Source organism: Vibrio sp. 10N.286.52.C3 (genome assembly GCF_041468865.1).
Classification (GTDB): Bacteria; Pseudomonadota; Gammaproteobacteria; order Enterobacterales; family Vibrionaceae; genus Vibrio; species Vibrio crassostreae_C.
Genome location: NZ_JBFRJM010000054.1, coordinates 102,085 through 122,695, shown reverse-complemented (window position 1 = coordinate 122,695; position 20,611 = coordinate 102,085). Strand labels below are relative to the sequence as shown.

Genomic DNA, 20,611 nt, shown 5'->3' with positions numbered 1-20,611 from the left:
CTCATCGTTTCAGGTAACAACCACTATCCACACATCCTCCAAGTAAAAATAACAATATCTAACTTGGTTGGTTAAGGAAGCAGGGATGAAAAACGTATTAAACGTATTTAAAGTGCTGTTGCTCATGGCAGTCAGTGCTCAGTTGGCTTTTGCTGGAATAACGGATGAAGCTAGCTTTACCAAGGCGCTAGTTGGTAAGAAAACATCGGATAAAGAATTAGCTATCGATTGGGTGATTGAGACGCAAACGGGAGACGTGTCGAAAGCTATTTTAGATGGCTGGTTAAACGGAAACCTTTACTACTTCAATGAGAAACAGAGCGAGCAGTACAAACAGCTCTACCTCATTCAAAGTATCAAAACAGCGACGTCAGCTCAGTCAGTATGGGATGATTCAACGCTTAATATCGAGAATGCGAGACAGTTTAAAAAGGTTCGTGTGAATAACAAACTTCGCGGGATATTACGCGGGGAAATAGCCTCGATTGGACTGAACAGCGGCAACCCTGATGTGCGTTATAAGGCGGTTTTGGATTTGTTAGGAACCAAAGACGCTGACATTATCGAACGACTAACTGAACTCAGAGCCAATGAATCAGATGGCAAAGTAGCTGAGCTAATGGATTTGTCGTTAGCGATTGCCACTTCTCTTAATAACAGTGCCACCATTGAAGATCGTGTGGCTTCAATTGAACGAGTTGGTGACTTCAAACACTCGGTGGTTCTGAAAACACTGAATCAACTGTTAAACACTGAGCAAGATCCAAGCATTACCGCTGCAGCAGAACGTGCGATGGATAGCTATCAACAAAGCCAAGCACTCTATTCGGGTGTAGAAACCGTATTCTTCGGTTTGAGCTTAGGCTCGGTATTGGTACTGGCAGGCATTGGCTTAGCGATTACCTTTGGTGTGATGGGCGTTATCAACATGGCTCATGGCGAGCTGATCATGATTGGCGCTTACACCACCTACGTATTGCAGTTGTTGATGCCGAATCATATTGGCCTAGCGCTGATACTTTCCATTCCAGCGGCATTCATTGTTTCTGGCTTAGTGGGCATTGCGATTGAGCGAAGTGTGATTCGTCATCTTTATGGTCGCCCATTGGAAACCTTACTCGCGACCTTTGGTATTAGCTTAATCTTGCAGCAGGCTGTTCGTTCTATTTTCTCTCCTTTGAACCGCTCAGTGAGCACGCCTGAATGGATGTCTGGAGCACTTCAATTAAACCCAATGTTGTCCCTGACCTACAACCGCCTTTACATCATTCTCTTCTGTGGTTTGGTGTTTATGGGCTTATTAATGGTTCTGAAAAAGACACCACTAGGTTTGCAGGTTCGTGCGGTTTCTCAAAACCGTGGCATGGCTCGTGCGATGGGTATTCGTTCAGAGCGAGTTGATGCGATGACCTTCGGTTTAGGCTCTGGCGTTGCGGGTGTTGCAGGCGTGGCACTGTCTCAACTGACCAACGTTGGCCCTAATATGGGACAGGCGTACATCATCGACTCATTCATGGTGGTGGTATTCGGCGGTGTTGGCAACCTATGGGGCACGCTAGTCGCAGGCTTAAGCCTTGGTCTGTTCAATAAAATTTTAGAACCATGGGCTGGTGCGGTTCTCGCCAAGATTTTGGTACTGGTTTTCATCATTCTATTTATTCAAAAACGCCCACGCGGACTCTTCCCGCAACGTGGTCGTGCGGCTGAAGGTTAAGGACAACATCATGCAGTCAAAATCATTTGTACTTTCGGCAATGCGTGGTGACAAAGGTGGCCAACTGACCATCCTTGCCATTCTAGCGGCCGTTATTCTTATCCCACTGGCTAACACCATGTTACCAAGTGGGCACCCGCTCCATGTAGAGACTTTTACTATCTCGCTGATGGGCAAATATCTGAGCTACGCAATGTTGGCGTTGGCGCTCGATCTGGTGTGGGGCTATCTCGGAATCTTGAGCCTTGGCCACGGTGCTTTCTTTGCGCTTGGTGGTTATGCGATGGGCATGTACTTGATGCGTCAGATTGGTGACCGTGGGGTTTATGGTGATCCAGTCTTACCAGATTTCATGGTGTTCCTTGATTGGTCTGCGTTGCCGTGGTTCTGGCAGGGCTTTGACCAGTTCTGGTTTGCTTGCCTGATGGTGGTGCTAGTGCCGGGCGCATTGGCTTACTTGTTCGGTTATTTAGCTTTCCGCTCTCGTGTGTCCGGGGTGTATCTTTCTATCATGACTCAGGCATTAACTTACGCATTGATGCTGGCATTTTTCCGCAACGAAATGGGCTTTGGTGGCAACAACGGACTGACGGATTTCAAAGACATCATCGGTCTGAGTTTGCAGAGTGATGCGGTCAAGATAGGTCTGTTTGTCGCGACTGGTATTGCGCTTATTCTCAGCTACATAGCTTGTCGCATGGTGGTGACCAGTCGATTAGGTCGTGTGGCATTAGCGATTCGTGATACGGAATCACGCACTCGCTTTATGGGCTATGACGTCGATGGCATCAAGCTGTGGGTCTTCGTTCTTTCTGCGGTTATCGCCGGTATTGCCGGGGCTTTATATGTCCCTCAAGTGGGTATTATCAATCCGGGAGAATTTGCTCCTCTTAACTCGATTGAGATTGTGGTTTGGGTAGCCTTAGGCGGTCGTGCCACTCTGTTTGGTGCCATTGTCGGTGCATTGATCATCAACTACGCCAAGAGTTGGTTTACGGTTGAGTTCCCGGAGGTGTGGCTGTTTGCTCTGGGTGGACTATTCGTACTCTCAACCATGTACTTCCCACAAGGTGTGATTGGCTTTGTCAGTGAAAAGTGGCAGCAGCTGCGCAAGGCATCAAATGGGAAAAACCAAGATAAAGATAAGGATGATCAGCACAAGGCCAAGGAGGTGATCGCATGACCACATTTAATAGCGTAAAGGAATCGGTTCAGGCGTTCACTCGTCGAGACGAAGTCTTTGATTACCTCAAACCCGATATTCATCCTGCCATCGATACTCGACATAACGTGCTGTTGTATGTCGAAGGCGTCAACAAAAGCTTCGATGGTTTCCAAGCGATAAACGACCTCAACCTCTACATCAAAGAGGGAGAGCTACGCTGTATCATAGGTCCTAATGGCGCAGGTAAAACCACCATGATGGACATTATCACAGGTAAAACTAAGCCAGACACCGGCGAGGTGTGGTTGGGTTCTAACATCAACTTATTGAAGATGAACGAAGCCGAAATCGCCAATGCAGGCGTTGGGCGTAAATTCCAAAAACCGACCGTGATTGAGTGTTTAACTGTGTGGCAGAACCTTGAATTAGCCATGGCCGGTGACCGCTCAGTGTGGGCGACGTTCACCGCTGTGATGTCTGGTGAACAGAAAGACAAATTGACCTCGGTACTTGAGCTGATTCATTTAAAAGACGAAGCGGCGAATTTGGCAGGTAACCTGTCTCACGGACAAAAGCAGTGGTTAGAGATCGGCATGCTATTGATGCAAAACCCTAAGCTGTTGCTGGTGGATGAACCCGTGGCAGGTATGACTCACCAAGAAATGGACCGCACCTCTGAACTTCTTAACTCGCTAGCAGGTAAGCACTCGGTGGTTGTAGTTGAACACGATATGGATTTCGTTCGTTCGATTGCTAGCCACGTCACCGTGCTTCATCAAGGTCACGTGCTGGCAGAAGGCACCATGGATCAAGTGCAGGCTCACCCTGAAGTTAAACAAGTTTATCTCGGAGAATAGGATGTTAGAGGTTAAATCAGTTAATCAATATTACGGTGAGAGCCACACGCTGTGGGATTTGGATATGCAGATCCCAGAAGGTAAATGCACGGTGCTAATGGGGCGAAATGGTGTCGGTAAAACCACCTTACTGCAATGCATTATGGGGTTGGTGAAGGTTGAAAGCGGTGACATCTCCTTATCGGGTGAGTCACTTTTGAAAACCGATGCCGAGGACCGTCCACGCCAAGGGATCGGCTATGTACCGCAAGGTCGCCAGATCTTCCCAATGCTCACTGTTCAAGAAAATCTAGAGGTCGGTTTACCGATTCGTAAAAAGGGTGACCGCAAGATCCCTGAATTCATCTTCGATATTTTCCCAGTGTTAAAAGAGATGCTACATCGTCGCGGTGGTGATTTATCGGGTGGCCAGCAGCAACAGCTAGCGATTGGGCGTGCGCTGGTGGTGAATCCAAAGCTATTGATCTTGGATGAGCCGACGGAGGGTATTCAACCCAATATTGTGCAAGAGATTGGCGACATCATTCGCATGCTCAACGAGAAAATGGGACTCACGGTGTTGTTGGTTGAGCAGAAGTTGCCATTTGCGAGAAAGGTCGGTGACCGCTTCTGTATTCTCGACCGTGGGCGTCAGGTGGCTGAAGGTGAAATGACAGGGCTCGATGAGTCCTTGATTAAGGAGTATCTAACCGTATGAATTCTCTCTTTTCTCCGAATGAAGTAAGCAAGGCTTCTTTAGTAGAAGCTTTATCTCTGAATGAAACCATCGAACAAGATATTCGAGATGGTTGGCAAGCAAGCCTAAATCTCACTTTTGTCGACCGCGGTGATAAAACCGTATTAAAGAATCGTCAGCAGTCTGGTCCGCTTGCGGTGCAACGCCCCCTGTATCCTGATGGGGAAACGTGTCACACCTACTTACTCCATCCCCCCGGCGGAGTGGTAGGTGGTGACACTCTCAATATTAACGTGAATCTTGAGCACGGTGCTCACGCGTTGATTACCACACCCGGTGCGACCAAGTTTTATCGCTCAAACAACAAGTACGCCAAGCAGAAGCAGACCCTACGAGTGAAGAAAGATGCACGCTTGGAATGGATGCCGCAAGAGAACATCTTTTTCCCCAATGCACACGTTCGTTTAGATACTGAAATTCGCCTAGAAAAGGGCGCACAGTTTTGGGGTTGGGAGATGCACTGTTTTGGACGCCCTGCACAGAATGAGGGATTCGAGCATGGTCATCTCGTTGGGAAAACAGAAATCTATCTTGATAATCAAAGGCTTCTGACTGAAGGCTTTAATTTTCATGGTGGCGATAAGTTAATGATAAATATGGGGTTACTTGATTATTCAATGATGGGTACCTTTTATCTCACCTCAAATGAGAAGCAAGATTTAGAGTTGGTACAGAGCTTGCTCTTATCTATTACACAGCAAGCTTCACAGCAATCAGTTACATCAAAAACGTCGAGTGAACCCACATTAATATTGGGTGCGACACAGATAGAAGGATTGATTGTGGTGCGAGCCTTGGGTTATTGGAGTGAAGACATCCTCCAGGCCTTTGGTCAGATATGGCAAGCAACTCGCTCTCATTTATGTGGTACGACTCCTGATTTACCAAGGATTTGGGCGACTTAGCGATTAGCCCTATTTGTACCGAGGGCGACTTCCGGCCCTCGGTACATTTTTTCAAGCTTGCTGTGATTGAATCCCACTTACTGCTCATGCGTTTCTGAGCACTAAGAAAACAACACTAACAGCGGGCAGCTAAATGGAATTAACACCAAGAGAAAAAGATAAGCTACTTATCTTCTGCGCAGGAATGCTGGCACAGCAGCGTAAACAGAAAGGCTTAAAACTCAACTACCCAGAATCTATCGCACTGATCAGCAGTGCCATTCTCGAAGGTGCCCGCGAGGGTAAAACCGTTTCAGAATTAATGGATTTTGGACGCACACTTCTTACTGTCGATGACGTTATGGAGGGGATCCCTTCCATGATCCCTGATGTACAAGTCGAAGCCACTTTTCCTGATGGCACCAAGCTGGTGACCGTTCATGAACCTATCGTGTAGGGAGAAGTAATATGGCTGGTTCCACAAAACAATACTCAGGATTCGTTCCCGGAAAAGTAGAAACCGCACCGGGTGACATCACTCTCAATGAAGGCCGAGACACAACGTCCGTTAAGGTGCAAAACATTGGCGATCGTCCTGTCCAAATTGGCTCTCATTACCACTTCTATGAAGCAAACCCTTCGCTGATCTTTAACCGAGAAGTCACTAAAGGCTTTCGACTCAATATTCCTGCGGGTACTGCAACCCGCTTTGAGCCGGGTCAGTCGCGTAGCGTCGAGTTAGTGCGTTACGCCGGTAAGTTAGAGATCTATGGCTTCCAAGGAAAGGTGATGGGCAAGCTCTAAGCGCTCCCACGGAATAATGAAAATAACAAAGGATTGAACATGGCGACGATATCCAGACAGGCTTATGCCGAAATGTTTGGGCCAACAGTCGGTGACCGAGTGCGTCTTGCTGACACTGATTTATGGCTAGAAGTTGAAAAAGATTACACCGTATACGGCGACGAAGTGAAATTCGGCGGCGGCAAAGTTATCCGTGATGGACAAGGGCAAAGCCAACGTCCAAGTGCCGAAACTCCAGATTTGGTGATCACTAACGCGATTGTGTTGGATTACTGGGGCATCGTAAAAGCCGATGTCGCAGTCAAAGATGGTCGAGTTCAGGCATTGGGCAAAGCGGGCAACCCAGATGTTCAACCGGGCGTTGATATTGTGATTGGCCCAGGCACGGAAATTTTAGCCGGCGAAGGTTCAATCCTGACTGCTGGTGGCATTGATTCACACATCCACTTTATCTGCCCGCAACAGATTGAAGAAGCATTGGCGTCGGGTGTGACAACCATGATTGGCGGTGGCACTGGGCCAAACACAGGAACTAACGCGACCACATGTACACCGGGGCCTTGGAACATGCACCGCATGTTGGAATCACTCGATCAATTCCCAATGAACTTTGGTTTGTTAGGTAAAGGCAATGCAAGTCAGCCAGAAGCTCTACGCGAACAAGTCGCAGCAGGTGCAGTCGGTTTGAAGTTGCACGAAGACTGGGGAACAACCCCCGCTTCAATCGATACCTGCTTAAGTGTTGCTGACGAGATGGACGTACAAGTTGCGATTCATACCGACACTCTGAATGAATCTGGTTTTGTTGAATCGACACTTGGCGCAATCGGCGACCGCGTGATTCATACCTATCACACCGAAGGTGCGGGCGGTGGTCACGCTCCTGATATTATTCGTGCTGCAGGTGAACCGAATGTTCTGCCTTCTTCGACTAACCCAACACGACCTTACACCATAAACACCGTCGATGAGCATTTGGACATGTTGATGGTATGTCACCACCTTTCCCCGTCTATTGCTGAAGATGTGGCGTTCGCCGAGTCGCGTATTCGTCGTGAAACCATTGCCGCTGAAGACATTCTTCATGATTTAGGTGCGTTTTCTATGATCGCTTCGGATTCTCAAGCTATGGGACGAGTAGGCGAGGTAGTAACACGTACTTGGCAAACCGCGCACAAGATGAAAGTTCAGCGCGGTAGCTTAAAAGAAGATTCAGACTACAGCGATAACTTCCGATTAAGACGCTATGTCGCTAAGTACACCATCAACCCAGCGATCACTCATGGTATGTCTCATGAAATCGGTTCTATCGAAGCAGGGAAATTAGCAGACTTAGTGTTGTGGAAGCCCGCTTTCTTTGGTGTGAAACCTAGTGTGATTTTGAAAGGCGGCATGATCGCCATGGCGCCGATGGGTGACCCAAATGCTTCAATCCCAACACCTCAGCCAGTCCATTACCGTTCAATGTTTGGTAGCTATGGCAAGGCATGTCAGAACACATCAATGTTGTTTGTTTCCAAAGAAGCCAAGGCGCAGAACATCGACAAGCAATTGGGTCTGCAGAGCTTGATTGGTGTTGTGAGCAACTGCCGAAACATCAGCAAAGCCGACATGAAGCTCAATGATTGGATGCCGAAGATTGAAGTCGACTCTCAGACGTACCAAGTGCGCGCCGATGGTGAACTACTCACGTGTGAGCCTGCTGAAGAGCTGCCAATGGCTCAGCGGTACTTTCTATTCTAAGCCTTTGACTAAAGAATCTTATTTTAGTGACCCTATTTTGAACGTTATAAATCTCACAAGGAGATTGAGGTAATAGCATGATTGAACTGACTCAACTGAATACTCAAATACAAAATGCACCGGACGGCTATTTGAGCCTGCCGATCGATAGTCGCATCAAAAGCCGCCTTAAGGTGATGCTAGATGACGGGCGCAATGCAGGGCTGTTTCTACCACGAGGTCATATCTTGCGTGGCGGCGAACAACTCTCAAGTGAATGTGGTTTAGTCGTAGAAGTGAAAGCGGCACCGGAAACTGTTTCGACTGTTTATTGTGAAGACCCACACTTGCTAACGCGAGTGGCGTATCACCTTGGCAACCGTCATGTTCCGCTGCAAGTGGAAGCGGGTTGGGTTCGTTACCAACACGACCATGTTTTGGATGAAATGGTTGAAGGCTTAGGCGCGAAGGTGACCACCGAGAAACAACCGTTTGAACCAGAAGGCGGCGCTTATGGCGGTCGCTCAGGTGGTCATCATCACCATCATTAATCGAGTCATTGATGGCTCACTAAACGATTTATATAACAACAAATATTAATAACTATAAACGCAAGGAACTCGCGATGAACTTTAAAACAGCTGCAGGCTTATGCACTTTCACAATAGCTTCTCTAACAACATCAACATTGGCTTTCGCTCACCCAGGACATGGAGCGCACTCAGTTCATGAGTCTCACTCATTTATGTCTGGCTTAACTCACCCTGTGACTGGCATGGATCACCTGATCATGTTGATCGCTTTTGGTCTGTTAATTGGCGCACTTTTATTCTCCACCAAGACAAAAGCCGCTCTGATTGGCGGCGGATTGGTGTCTTTGGTGGTAGGGCTTATCGCAGGCCAAGCCCTAGGCTTCTCTATGATTGTTGAACCTGCAATCATCGCTTCTCTATTCGTTGTCAGCTTATGTTTATGGCACGTGTTCTCACCATCGACTAAGCGAGTGAACAGTGTATTAGCGGCTTCGATTGCTATGTTGTTTTTCCATGGTTACGCACACGGCGTTGAAGCCGCGAGCAACCTGACTCAGTTCGCAACAGGCATGAGTATCAGTGCTTTGGCTCTGATGGTTATCGGTACTTTTGTTGGCCGCGCGGTTTACTCTAAATGGTTGTCAGTCGGCGTGGCTTCAGCAAGCGCACTATTGCTGTTAGGCGCGTAGGCTCTCGAACTTATTTGATTCTGGAAGACTGAGGGCACGATTATGACCACAACAGAAAATGTAGCCGTCTATCGTCTGTTTCAATTGATCAGTCCATCGTTGCCGATTGGTGGGTTCACTTATTCGCAAGGCTTAGAGTTAGCGGTTGAAGCGGGGTGGGTGACCGATCGCAACAGCATGGAACAGTGGCTTAATACCATCGTCAGTTCCAGTGTCGCAACTTTGGAATTACCTATCTTAGAGCGTCTTTATCACGCGCTAGAAAAGGGTGAAATCGATGAGATTGAGCATTGGTGTAACTACTTATACTCAAGCCGTGAAACCAGTGAATTGCGAGCGGAAGAAAAGCAGCGTGGGCATGCATTGAACACCTTGTTGAAGCGCTTGGATATCGATATTTCGCTGGTGGATTCTGTTGATAGTCATCCAAACCAATTGTTGGGCATGTGTATGGCGGCTCAGCATTGGGGTATTGATTTAGAGAGCCTCAAGCAGGGTTATTTATGGAGTTGGCTTGAAAACATCGTTACCGCAGGGGTCAAGTTAGTGCCTTTAGGTCAAACCGATGGTCAGTTGGCATTGATTAATATCACCAACACCTTTCCTGAGGTGATCGAAAAGGCCCGCACGATAGAAGATTGGATGATAGGCAGCTTTTCGCCTTCGATGGCATTAGCGAGTTCATTGCACGAAACACAATACACACGACTATTTCGTTCGTAGCGGTTAGCGCGAACGATGTAGCAAAAAGAATATAAGGAAGTAGACAATGGAAAGTTATAAGCAACCACTTCGAATTGGTATTGGCGGCCCGGTAGGGTCTGGTAAAACAGCGCTATTAGAAGTGCTTTGTAAAGCGATTCGCGACAAGCTCAATATCGCAGTGGTAACCAACGACATCTACACTCAAGAAGATGCCAAGATACTTACGCGAGCAGAGGCTCTAGAACCAGATCGTATTATTGGTGTTGAAACGGGTGGCTGTCCGCACACGGCGATCCGTGAAGATGCGTCGATGAACTTAGCTGCGGTAGAAGAGCTTGCCAAGCTGCATAAGAACCTCGATGTGGTATTCGTCGAAAGTGGCGGTGATAACTTGAGTGCGACGTTCAGCCCTGAATTAGCCGATCTTACCATCTACGTGATTGATGTAGCGGAGGGGGAGAAGATCCCACGTAAAGGTGGTCCGGGTATTACGCGTTCTGATCTGCTGGTTATCAATAAGATCGATTTAGCACCATATGTGGGTGCGTCACTTGAGGTGATGGAGCTAGACACACAACGCATGCGTCCAACCAAGCCATACGTGTTCACCAATCTCAAAGAGAGCCAAGGGCTAGACTTCATCATCAACTTTATTGTGACTGAAGGGATGCTAACCATGAAGGAGCCTTCTACTACTGAGTAGGGTTGGAATAGGTTAGTTTTTTGAAAGCGTTAGATACTAAAAAGCCCTGTCGATTATCGATAGGGCTTTCTGGTTTGAAACGTTAGGTCGAACTTAAAGCTCGCTCTTAGTCACTCTTGTGGTCACTTGCGACTCAATCACACCGTCTTCAACTTGAGTGGTGATCACTTCACCGACTTCGACATCGTTAATCGATGATACCGTCTTGCTCGATTCTGAATGAGTAATGCTGTAGCCACGCTTTAGGGTTGCCAGTGGACTAACGGTCTCTAACTTCTCTGCAGCCATAGCGAGCTGGTGGCGAGTGGTTAGTAATGTCTTGTCCATTGCATCCAATAGCTTTTGCTCTGAACGTTGCAGATGCAGTTTCTGTTCGCCAAGGCGTTTCACTGGCGAGTTCAATTGAAGCTGGTGCTGTTTACGTTCAACACGCTGTGCATGCTGTTTTAGGTATTGAGTCATACCACGACGCAAACGCATATCTAGGTCATCAAGCTGCTGACTCTGCTTTTGAAGTTGGTAGCTAGGGTGTTGCTTCTCTAAGCGGTATTTCAACGTTTGAGTTGATTGCGCCTGTTTGATTAACACATGACGAATCGCACTGACTAAGCGAGCACGTTTAGACGCGAAAGCTTGTTCTTTATGACTGTTATCACGGCTAACCAATTCTGCGGCAGCTGATGGCGTTGGGGCACGCATATCGGCAACGAAATCAGCGATAGTGACATCCACTTCGTGGCCAACGGCGCTGATAATCGGGATTTGGCTTGCTGCGATTGTGCGAGCTACGATCTCGTTATTGAAGCACCATAGGTCTTCCAGTGAGCCGCCACCACGGCCGACGATTAACACATCACATTCATTGCGTTCGTTAGCGCGTCCAATCGCTTGGGCAATCTGAATCGCCGCCTCTTCGCCTTGAACCATGGTCGGGTAAACCACAACCGGTAGCGAAGGATCGCGCCTTTTTAGTACATCAAGAATATCAAACAGCGCTGCACCGGTTTTAGATGTGATAACGCCAACACGTTTTGGGTGTTCAGGAAGAGCTTGCTTACTTGATTGAGCAAACAGTCCTTCTGCGGCAAGGTTCATCTTCAGCTTTTCAAATTCTTGCTGAAGTTTACCGTCACCCTCTGGCTGCATGCTTTCGATGATCAGTTGGTAGTCACCGCGTGGCTCGTAAAGAGATAGGCGAGCTTTGACTAAAACTTGATTGCCGTTCTGAGGCTTAAAGGTCACACGGCGGTTATTGCCACGAAACATGGCGCATTTAACTTGAGCGCGAGAGTCTTTTAGCGTGAGGTACCAGTGACCAGAGACAGGTGCAGAGAAGTTTGAGATTTCACCAACGAGCCAGACTATTCCCATTTCGTTTTCTAATAGGAGACGAACCTCTGAGTTGAGGCGAGAAACAGTAAAGATGTTTGGATTAGTCATAGAAGCACTATCTTTCCTTGAAGGAAGGTCTTTCTTGGAATCTCACAGGGCGTGAGTATGGAAGATAGCGGCAATATAATACATAGCAAGGGGGTAAATGCAAATTAAAAATACAAAAATGTGTAGCCAAGCGATTTCGCCGTGCGTATAATCCGTCTGCAATATCAAATCCAAATCACTTTATTATGCGAAACGATAAAGTTGGGTTTACTCCTTTTAACACCTTTGTTGTGAGATATTGCAAATGCTACGAATCGCAAAAGAAGCTTTAACTTTTGATGACGTTTTACTCGTCCCAGCACACTCAACCGTTCTTCCGAACACAGCTGATCTTCGCACTCAGTTAACGAAAAACATTTCTTTAAACATCCCAATGATCTCTGCATCGATGGATACTGTTACGGAAGCACGCCTAGCAATTGCCCTTGCGCAAGAAGGTGGTATTGGCTTTATTCATAAGAATATGTCAATCGAGCAGCAAGCTGAAATGGTTCGCCAGGTTAAAATTTACGAAGCTGGTGTGGTTTCTCACCCAGTAACTGTAAGCCCTGACGCGACAATCGCTGATGTTGTAGCCCTTACTCAAAAACACGGCTTCGCCGGTTTCCCTGTTGTTACTGAAACAAACGAATTGGTTGGTATCATTACTGGCCGTGACGTTCGCTTTGTTACTGACCTTTCTAAGAAAGTTGATGTAGTAATGACGCCTAAAGCTCGCCTTGCTTCTGTTAAAGAAGGTGCAACTCGTGAAGAAGTTCAAGAGAAAATGCACGAAGCGCGTGTTGAAAAAGTTCTTGTTGTAAATGATGACTTCCAACTGACTGGAATGATCACTGCAAAAGATTTCCACAAAGCAGAACGTAAACCAAACGCATGTAAAGATGAGCGCGGCAGCCTACGTGTAGGTGCAGCTGTTGGTGCTGGCGCTGGTAACGAAGAGCGCGTTGCTGCTCTAGTTGAAGCTGGCGTAGACGTTCTACTTATCGACTCTTCACACGGTCACTCTGAAGGCGTACTTAACCGTATCCGCGAAACTCGCGCTGCATACCCTGATCTACAAATCATCGGTGGTAACGTAGCAACTGGCGCTGGTGCTCGTGCTCTTATCGAAGCTGGTGTTAGTGCGGTTAAAGTTGGTATCGGCCCAGGTTCAATCTGTACGACTCGTATCGTTACTGGTGTTGGTGTTCCTCAAGTAACAGCCATCGCAGACGCAGCGGAAGTGGCTAACGAATACGGTATTCCAGTAATCGCAGATGGCGGTATCCGCTTCTCTGGCGATATCTGTAAAGCTATCGTTGCTGGCGCATCTTGTGTGATGGTTGGTTCAATGTTCGCTGGTACTGAAGAAGCACCGGGTGAAGTTATCCTTTACAACGGTCGTTCTTACAAGTCTTACCGTGGTATGGGTTCTCTTGGCGCTATGTCTCAAGGCTCTTCTGACCGTTACTTCCAATCTGACAACGCTGCAGACAAGCTTGTTCCAGAAGGTATTGAAGGTCGTATCGCATACAAAGGTCGTCTAAAAGAGATCGTTCACCAACAGATGGGCGGTCTACGCTCAAGCATGGGCCTAACGGGTTCTGCAACTGTTGAAGACATGCGTACTAAAGCTGAGTTTGTTCGTATCTCTGGTGCGGGCATGAAAGAATCTCACGTACACGATGTTCAAATCACGAAAGAAGCACCTAACTACCGTTTAGGTTAATAATACGTCCAAACGTTTGAATAATGTGCTGATTTAGTCGGCACATTAATATACCAATCGTAGTAAATAACTGGTCATCCTAGCTTGTTAAAAACCTCGATAACTTCGTTAGAATTTTTGATTGTAGAATAACTACTTATCAGAACTCTTTGTCGAATAGAGCTGCCTCGTTCTCAGGCTTTTTTCCTACGCTATTCCTGAACACTTACTTACTGTGATTGGTATTATATCTACCGCCTGTTTTGTTAAAAGTCCGATTGTCTCAAAACACGTGGTTAAAGATATCTAACGAAAACGTTTGCTTTATTTCTTGAAGAGTTAATCAGAGGTGAGTAAACTCACCTCCGTTTTATCACATAGCCAATAAGACTGCTTACAATGACTAAAAATATTCATGACCAACGTATTCTAATTCTAGACTTCGGTTCTCAATACACACAGCTAGTAGCTCGTCGTATTCGTGAGATCGGTGTTTACTGTGAACTTTGGAGCTGGGACGTAGAAGAAGCGGATATTCGTGAATTCAATCCAGACGGCATCATCCTATCTGGTGGTCCTGAAAGTGTAACGGAGGAGAACTCTCCACGTGCACCTCAGTACGTATTTGATTCAGGTGTTCCTGTATTCGGTATCTGCTACGGCATGCAAACTATGGCTGAGCAACTTGGCGGTAAAGTAGCAACGTCTACTGAGCGCGAGTTCGGCTACGCAGCGGTACAAGTGACTGGCGAATCTGCACTTTTCGCTGACCTTGAGTCTACTCAAGATGTTTGGATGAGCCACGGCGACAAAGTAGTTGAGATTCCAGCTGATTTCACAAAGATCGCTGAAACAGACACTTGCCCATACGCTGCAATGGCAAACGAAGAGAAGAAGTACTTCGGTGTTCAATTCCACCCAGAAGTAACACACACTAAAAACGGCCTGAAAATGCTTGAGAACTTCGTTCTTAACGTATGTGGTTGTGAAGGTCTGTGGACTTCAGCTTCAATCATTGAAGATGCAGTTGCACGTATTAAAGAACAAGTAGGTGACGACGAAGTTATCCTTGGTCTTTCTGGTGGTGTTGATTCATCTGTAGTTGCGATGCTTGCTCACCGCGCTATCGGCGACAAACTAACATGTGTATTTGTTGATAACGGCCTTCTTCGTCTAAACGAAGCTGAGCAAGTTATGGATATGTTTGGTGACCAGTTCGGCCTAAACATCATCAAAGTCGATGCAGAAGATCGTTTCCTTAAAGCTCTGGAAGGCGAAGCTGAACCAGAAGCTAAGCGTAAAATCATCGGTCACGTATTCGTAGATATCTTCGATGAAGAGTCTAAGAAACTATCTAATGCTAAATGGCTTGCTCAGGGTACTATCTACCCAGACGTAATCGAGTCTGCAGCATCTAAGACAGGTAAAGCACACGTAATCAAATCTCACCACAACGTTGGTGGCCTTCCTGATGATATGGAAATGGGTCTTGTTGAACCTCTACGTGAGCTGTTTAAAGATGAAGTACGTAAGATCGGCCTTGAGCTTGGTCTTCCATACAACATGCTTTACCGCCACCCATTCCCGGGTCCTGGTCTAGGTGTTCGTGTTCTTGGCGAAATCAAGAAAGAGTACTGTGATCTACTGCGTCGCGCAGATGCTATTTTCATTGAAGAGCTTCACGCTGCTGACCTTTACCACAAAGTATCTCAAGCATTCACGGTATTCCTACCAGTACGTTCAGTTGGCGTAATGGGCGATGGCCGTAAGTACGATTGGGTTGTATCTCTACGTGCCGTAGAAACTATCGACTTCATGACTGCTCACTGGGCACACCTACCATACGACTTCCTAGGTAAGGTTTCTAACCGTATTATCAACGAAGTTAACGGCATTTCACGTGTTGTTTACGATATTTCTGGTAAGCCACCAGCAACTATCGAGTGGGAATAATCTCTTAGAGATTTAACCAGCTTTGATTAAGATCTTAAGCCTCGAACTCAGTTCGGGGCTTTTTTCTTTTCGATTGATTATATTGATTCATTACATTAAAGGCTTATGAGCAATACCTCGAAATCAAATGAACAATAACTAGAAACCAAATGAGTTGGAAACTAGATATCAGCTCAAGAAACCATGAGACGCTTTGTTGTGCTGAGCCATGTATCAAAAAGATCACTCGCACTTTTTATAAATTCACACAGCTACAGCTAGGCCATTCCACATGTGAAGCATACTCTTTGATGGACTTATTAAGGACAGATAAGAGAATCCATCATGTTAAAAATCAAATATTTGGCGACAGTACTGGGCTGCACATTAGCAGCGCAAAGTCATGCGTCTTTGAACATTCAACCTGATCCGCAAAACCCGAATGGTTACCTTGTTGAAAAGTCGGCTCTACAAGCTGCTGAACAAGCGAAAACATCCGATCCTATGTATGCGATCTGGTCACAGGCCCTTCAAACTCGCCCGAATACAATCGTTGAAGCGATTGAACCCGGTTCCCCCTCGAATCCTGAAAACATAAAGCGTGTAGAGCGCGTGTTCCCTCAATCTGAATGGGACTTCCTCACTCAGATGGCAGCGCCAGAATACACCTACACTCGCTTCTTACGTGCGATCGGTAAATTCCCAGCGTTCTGTGGAGAGTACACCGATGGCCGTGACTCCGATGCCATCTGTAAGAAATCCATCATCACGGCCTTTGCTCACTTTTCACAAGAGACGGGTGGGCACATCGCGATAGGCAACACCTCTGATAATCCATTAGCTCTAGAAGAGTGGCAGCAAGCGCTGGTGCATGTTCGCGAAATGGGTTGGTCTGAAGGCCAAGAAGGTTACACCACAGGTTGTGGTCAGAATGATTGGCAGAATGCCCGTTGGCCATGTGCTGCGGGGCAGGGTTACTTCGGACGTGGTGCTAAACAGCTTTCTTACCATTTTAATTACGGCGCGTTCTCTGAAGTGATGTTCGATGGCGATGCGACGGTGCTTCTCAACAATCCGGGCTTAGTGGCGGATTCTTGGTTGAACTTAGCGTCTGCTATCTGGTTCTTTTTAACACCACAAGCGCCTAAACCGGCAATGCTGCATGTAATTGACCGAACATGGACACCATCTCAACGTGAATTGGATGCGGGTATTGGCTATGGCTTTGGTACCACAATCAACGTGATCAATGGTGGTATTGAATGTGGCGAGCAGAACAAAGACAAAGGCCAACCCGTTAACCGTATTCGTTACTGGGAAGGGTTAGCCGCGCACTATCAGATTCCTGTAGAAGCCGATGAAGCCAATACATGTTGGCAGCAAACGCCTTACGGAAGCTTGAATCTCAACGGAGCAACGGATGTGTTGTACACCAACTGGGATGGTAACTGGAAATACTACGCAGACCGCCCAGAAGGGTATTCATTTGAGTGTGAGCTAGTGGGCTTTCAAACTGCTTATTCCGCACTGGTGGCTGGCGATTACGAGAAGTGTGTGACCAACTTTTATGGTTCTCATGCGAGTTGGCCTGAAGTGAAAGTGGTCGATAAGCTGGATCCGGTAGATCCTGGTACTGATCCGGGTGGTAATGGTTGGAGTGCGACCAAGGTTTACAACGCGGGTGACCAAGTGACTCACAACGGTGCAACCTATGAAGCGAAATGGTGGACACAAGGGGATGACCCTACCAATGGCGGCCCTTGGAAATTGATTGCTGGAGAGCCAGCACCACCGGTAGTGACAGATCCATCGCCTGTTGATCCTGCTCCGGTAGACCCAACACCAGTTGAACCGCCAGTTACCGAGTCACCTGTCGTTGTTGACCCATCTGTGTTTATCACGTGGCAAGCGGGCGTTAGCCAAGTGAGTAATGGCGACAAAGTGACGCATAACGGCAAGTGCTTCGTGGCTAAAAACGGCCCAGGTGTTTGGGAAAGCCCAGTTCAATCGAATTGGTTCTGGGATGAAATCAGCTGTAATTGATAGTCTGAATACTGAAGAGGTGGCCTAAGTTACGAGCTCAGTAGTACGACCATAGCGATATAAATAATCAAAAGCCGAAAGTTTCTACTTTCGGCTTTTTTCCGTTTCGAACTTGGCTATTTAAGCAGGGTGATTGGTCTATTTGGCTATGTTGAAGCGCATTTAAAGACTAATTATCCAGTTAGAGGATAAAGTTCTGTACAAATGATGTTTGTGAATTTATATTCAAATTTAATTTATATTTATTCTTTTATTTTAGGGTTAAGGTGTACCTATGGAACAGACAGATATCACGTCACTCATCCCCATTGTGATTACTTTGGTGTTGTCATTGGCGACAAGGAATGTGGTGATAGGCCTTTTTGCTGGTGTGCTGAGTGGTGTTGCAATGCTGACTGGCATGTTTAGCGAACTTAACCCGCTTGATACGTTTGGTACCATGGTTAAAGGTTACCTAGTCCCTCAGCTTACAGATAGCTACAACGCTGGCGTGATTATGCTGTTGGTGTTCATCGGTGGTTTTGTCGCTTTGATGGAAAAGTCGGGTGGTGGTGTTGCGTTTGCTAAGCGAGTGACGGAGTGGGTAAGCAACAAGTGCCAAGCTCAATTGTCTGCGTGGTTTGGAGGAATCGTGATATTTTTCTCTGACTTAGGTACTCCGTTGATTGTTGGTCCTGTCTTTCGCCCTCTTTTCGATAAACTGAAACTTTCTAGACAGAAGTTGGCATTCATCATCGACTCTACATCATCACCCGTCGCGATCCTTATCCCTTTTATCGGGTGGGGCGTGTATATCATGAGCCTGATTCAGAAAGAGTTTACGGCGTTGAATGTCAATATGTCTGATTGGGATGCGTTCATCGGTGCGATTCCTTTTCAGTTCTACGCATTCCTCGCGATTTTCATCGTTCCGCTCGTGTCCGTTAAAGGTTTAGATTTTGGGCCAATGGCAAAAGCTGAGCGTGATTGCCAGGCGGGAATTAACTCTGGCGTGAATAACGAATCACTAAATCCGTTCTCGCATAAAAATGCAAAGGCATCTTTTGTCTGGGCACCATTGTTAGTGATGCTGGTGGTGTTGTGTGCCATGCTGGTACCACAAGGTTTCCCGTTCCAAAAGGTCGCAGGTTCATCATTTAGAGCGGCGTTATCATCGGCTTATTTCTTTGCGGCGATTACATTAATTTCGTTAATGGCTTACTACGGTGTAAGAAAGTTGTCTGATGGTGTTTCTGTGTACTTAAAAGGCATGGGAAACATGATGCCAGTCGCGATCATCTTGGTATTGGCTTGGGCATTAAGCACCGTTGGTAAAGAGTTGGGTGCGGCAGCTTATATTGCTGAGCAAGCACAGAGCGGCTTTCCATATTGGTTAGTACCTGCGGTCGCGTTTTTATTATCGGCTATCATTTCATTCGCAACGGGATCGTCGTGGGGAACCTTCGCGATAATGATGCCATTGGTTATTCCAACCGCGATTGCGATAGATGCTCCCCTTCTCGTCGCAATTGGCGCTGTGTTGTCTGGTGGCTTGTTTGGTGACCATTGCTCACCGATTTCTGAAACCACGATTCTTTCTTCAACCGGGGCAGGGTGTGATCAGTTTGAACACTTTAAGACGCAGCTTCCTTACGCATTGATGAACGGCTCTATTGCTCTGATTAGTTTTGTAGTCGCAGGCTTTACGGGAAGTGCATTGGTTGTGTTAGGTGCTCTTGTTGCTCAGTTGATTGTCGTGACGTTGTTAGCCAAGCGCGATGCGAGTAAAAACGCTTCTTCAGACGTTCAATCTCAAGTGTCTGAGTCTAAAGCTCAACAAGCATAATTTAAGATAACAGGTGAGTGAGTAGATACGGGATGCGAGTAAACGAGTAACGAAAAGCTCGCCATCTGTTGCCTACGTTTGCTATTAAGGGGGCGCTTACTCAAATCTAAAGACTCTTTTCGCATCCCCATCTCGTTTATCGTACCTAAAAAAAACTCGTCATTCCCCACAGTAAGTAACGAACGTGACAGAGGGCTCTTGTGTGCCGCAAGTGCTCATATCGAAGAGTAGATTCCAGATATCCCGTCCCTCGATTCTAGAGTGACGTAGCACCAGGCTTTGTCTCATGGCCTCAACACTTACCTCACTCGTCATTCCTTACAGTGAGGAACGAACGTGATAGGGAACCTGTTTATTGATAGTTTCGGTGAATTGAATAGATTCATTATGAAACCTATTTTCCATAAGATCATTTACACAATCTTAGTTTTCGATAACTGGATTACCTAGTTGTACGGTTTATAGATTAAAATTTTCTGATAATTTTTATCGCTTTTTTTTAATCAACCACTTTAATAAGGTAAATTCGCAATGTCGACCAAACTAGCTAACCCAGCGCCACTAGGCTTAATGGGTTTCGGTATGACCACTATTCTTCTTAATATCCACAACGCAGGTTTCTTTCCAATCGATTCAATGATTCTTGCTATGGGTATTTTTTACGGTGGTTTGAGCCAAGTTATCGTGGGCACAATGTGTTTCAAACGTGGTGACACGTTCGGTACAACTGCGTTTACTTCTTACGGCCTATTCTGGTTGTCTTTGGTTGGTTTAATCGTGATGCCTTACATGGGCCTACCTGCAAGCCCTGCAGCATTCATGGGTTGGTACCTACTACTATGGGGCATCTTCACAGGCTTCATGTTCATCGGCTCTCTATGCTACCCAGTGGCGAAGCAAGTAGTATTCGGTTCACTAACTATCTTGTTCTTCCTACTTGCAGCTCGTGATTTCACTGGCAGCGAACTAATCGGCACTATCGCTGGTTTTGAAGGTATCTTCTGTGGCGCTTCAGCTATCTACTTTGCAATGGCACAAGTAATCAACAACGAATACGGCCGCACAGTACTGCCTATCGGTGAGAAGAAAGCGCCTCAAATGGCAACACAAGAAATCGCTGCTTAATACTCTAACTCGGGAACAGTTAGTTTGTTATAAGCCATTTATTGGTT

The 20,611-nt window shown here is 46.6% G+C and carries 18 protein-coding genes; 17 read left to right on the top strand and 1 reads right to left on the bottom strand.

What is annotated here, in order from left to right:
- The first annotated feature begins 85 nt into the window (after positions 1 to 85).
- From urtB to ureG, 12 genes are all read left to right on the top strand, one after another.
- Positions 86 to 1,714, top strand: a complete 1,629-nt coding sequence (urtB, locus tag AB4138_RS17450; RefSeq protein WP_372307003.1) for an urea ABC transporter permease subunit UrtB — start codon at positions 86 to 88, stop codon at positions 1,712 to 1,714.
- A 10-nt stretch (positions 1,715 to 1,724) separates the two neighbouring features.
- Entirely contained in the window at positions 1,725 to 2,897 is a 1,173-nt protein-coding gene (urtC, locus tag AB4138_RS17445; RefSeq protein ID WP_017062507.1) for an urea ABC transporter permease subunit UrtC, read from the top strand.
- Entirely contained in the window at positions 2,894 to 3,736 is an 843-nt protein-coding gene (gene urtD, locus AB4138_RS17440; protein ID WP_017062506.1) for an urea ABC transporter ATP-binding protein UrtD, read from the top strand. The genes urtC and urtD overlap by 4 nt, the downstream gene beginning before the upstream one ends.
- A 1-nt stretch (position 3,737) precedes the next feature.
- Positions 3,738 to 4,433 (top strand): urea ABC transporter ATP-binding subunit UrtE, encoded by a 696-nt coding sequence (gene urtE / locus AB4138_RS17435; protein ID WP_008222775.1) that lies wholly within the window; start codon positions 3,738 to 3,740, stop codon positions 4,431 to 4,433.
- The gene (locus AB4138_RS17430; RefSeq protein ID WP_372050940.1) at positions 4,430 to 5,377 is read left to right on the top strand and encodes an urease accessory protein UreD; all 948 of its coding nucleotides are present in this window, start codon (positions 4,430 to 4,432) and stop codon (positions 5,375 to 5,377) included. Before urtE ends, AB4138_RS17430 begins: the two co-directional genes overlap by 4 nt.
- Before the next feature lie 133 nt (positions 5,378 to 5,510).
- Positions 5,511 to 5,813, top strand: coding sequence for an urease subunit gamma (ureA, locus tag AB4138_RS17425; protein WP_004735119.1), 303 nt, complete (start codon positions 5,511 to 5,513; stop codon positions 5,811 to 5,813).
- A gap of 11 nt (positions 5,814 to 5,824) precedes the next feature.
- A complete protein-coding gene (locus AB4138_RS17420; RefSeq protein WP_017062503.1) occupies positions 5,825 to 6,160 on the top strand; it encodes an urease subunit beta in 336 nt (111 codons plus the stop codon).
- A gap of 39 nt (positions 6,161 to 6,199) precedes the next feature.
- Positions 6,200 to 7,903 carry an urease subunit alpha gene (gene ureC / locus AB4138_RS17415; RefSeq protein WP_372136391.1) on the top strand — a complete coding sequence of 568 codons (1,704 nt, stop codon included), beginning with the start codon at positions 6,200 to 6,202 and terminating at the stop codon, positions 7,901 to 7,903.
- Between the two features lie 77 nt (positions 7,904 to 7,980).
- A complete protein-coding gene (ureE, locus tag AB4138_RS17410; protein WP_048614367.1) occupies positions 7,981 to 8,433 on the top strand; it encodes an urease accessory protein UreE in 453 nt (150 codons plus the stop codon).
- Between the two features lie 74 nt (positions 8,434 to 8,507).
- Entirely contained in the window at positions 8,508 to 9,104 is a 597-nt protein-coding gene (locus tag AB4138_RS17405) for a HupE/UreJ family protein (protein WP_372307000.1), read from the top strand.
- Positions 9,105 to 9,146: 42 nt separating this feature from the next.
- The gene (locus AB4138_RS17400; RefSeq protein ID WP_065584651.1) at positions 9,147 to 9,827 is read left to right on the top strand and encodes an urease accessory protein UreF; all 681 of its coding nucleotides are present in this window, start codon (positions 9,147 to 9,149) and stop codon (positions 9,825 to 9,827) included.
- 46 nt (positions 9,828 to 9,873) lie between these two features.
- Positions 9,874 to 10,512 carry an urease accessory protein UreG gene (gene ureG / locus AB4138_RS17395; protein WP_372306997.1) on the top strand — a complete coding sequence of 213 codons (639 nt, stop codon included), beginning with the start codon at positions 9,874 to 9,876 and terminating at the stop codon, positions 10,510 to 10,512.
- A gap of 93 nt (positions 10,513 to 10,605) precedes the next feature.
- Here the strand turns inward: ureG and xseA are convergent, their stop codons facing one another.
- Positions 10,606 to 11,952: an exodeoxyribonuclease VII large subunit gene (xseA, locus tag AB4138_RS17390; protein ID WP_065584650.1), complete on the bottom strand. Its 1,347-nt coding sequence runs from the start codon at positions 11,950 to 11,952 to the stop codon at positions 10,606 to 10,608.
- 244 nt (positions 11,953 to 12,196) lie between these two features.
- Here xseA and guaB point away from each other — a divergent pair, with 244 nt between their 5' ends.
- From guaB to AB4138_RS17365, 5 genes are all read left to right on the top strand, one after another.
- Positions 12,197 to 13,660 carry an IMP dehydrogenase gene (gene guaB / locus AB4138_RS17385; RefSeq protein WP_017062496.1) on the top strand — a complete coding sequence of 488 codons (1,464 nt, stop codon included), beginning with the start codon at positions 12,197 to 12,199 and terminating at the stop codon, positions 13,658 to 13,660.
- A gap of 378 nt (positions 13,661 to 14,038) precedes the next feature.
- On the top strand, positions 14,039 to 15,592 hold the full coding sequence (gene guaA, locus AB4138_RS17380; RefSeq protein WP_017059729.1) for a glutamine-hydrolyzing GMP synthase: 1,554 nt from the start codon (positions 14,039 to 14,041) through the stop codon (positions 15,590 to 15,592).
- A 324-nt stretch (positions 15,593 to 15,916) separates the two neighbouring features.
- Positions 15,917 to 17,614 (top strand): glycoside hydrolase family 19 protein, encoded by a 1,698-nt coding sequence (locus AB4138_RS17375; protein ID WP_372306995.1) that lies wholly within the window; start codon positions 15,917 to 15,919, stop codon positions 17,612 to 17,614.
- A 274-nt stretch (positions 17,615 to 17,888) separates the two neighbouring features.
- Complete coding sequence (locus AB4138_RS17370; protein ID WP_372306992.1) at positions 17,889 to 19,439, top strand: Na+/H+ antiporter NhaC family protein; 1,551 nt, start codon at positions 17,889 to 17,891, stop codon at positions 19,437 to 19,439.
- Between the two features lie 531 nt (positions 19,440 to 19,970).
- Positions 19,971 to 20,564 (top strand): acetate uptake transporter, encoded by a 594-nt coding sequence (locus tag AB4138_RS17365; protein WP_010440610.1) that lies wholly within the window; start codon positions 19,971 to 19,973, stop codon positions 20,562 to 20,564.
- Positions 20,565 to 20,611: the final 47 nt, after the last annotated feature.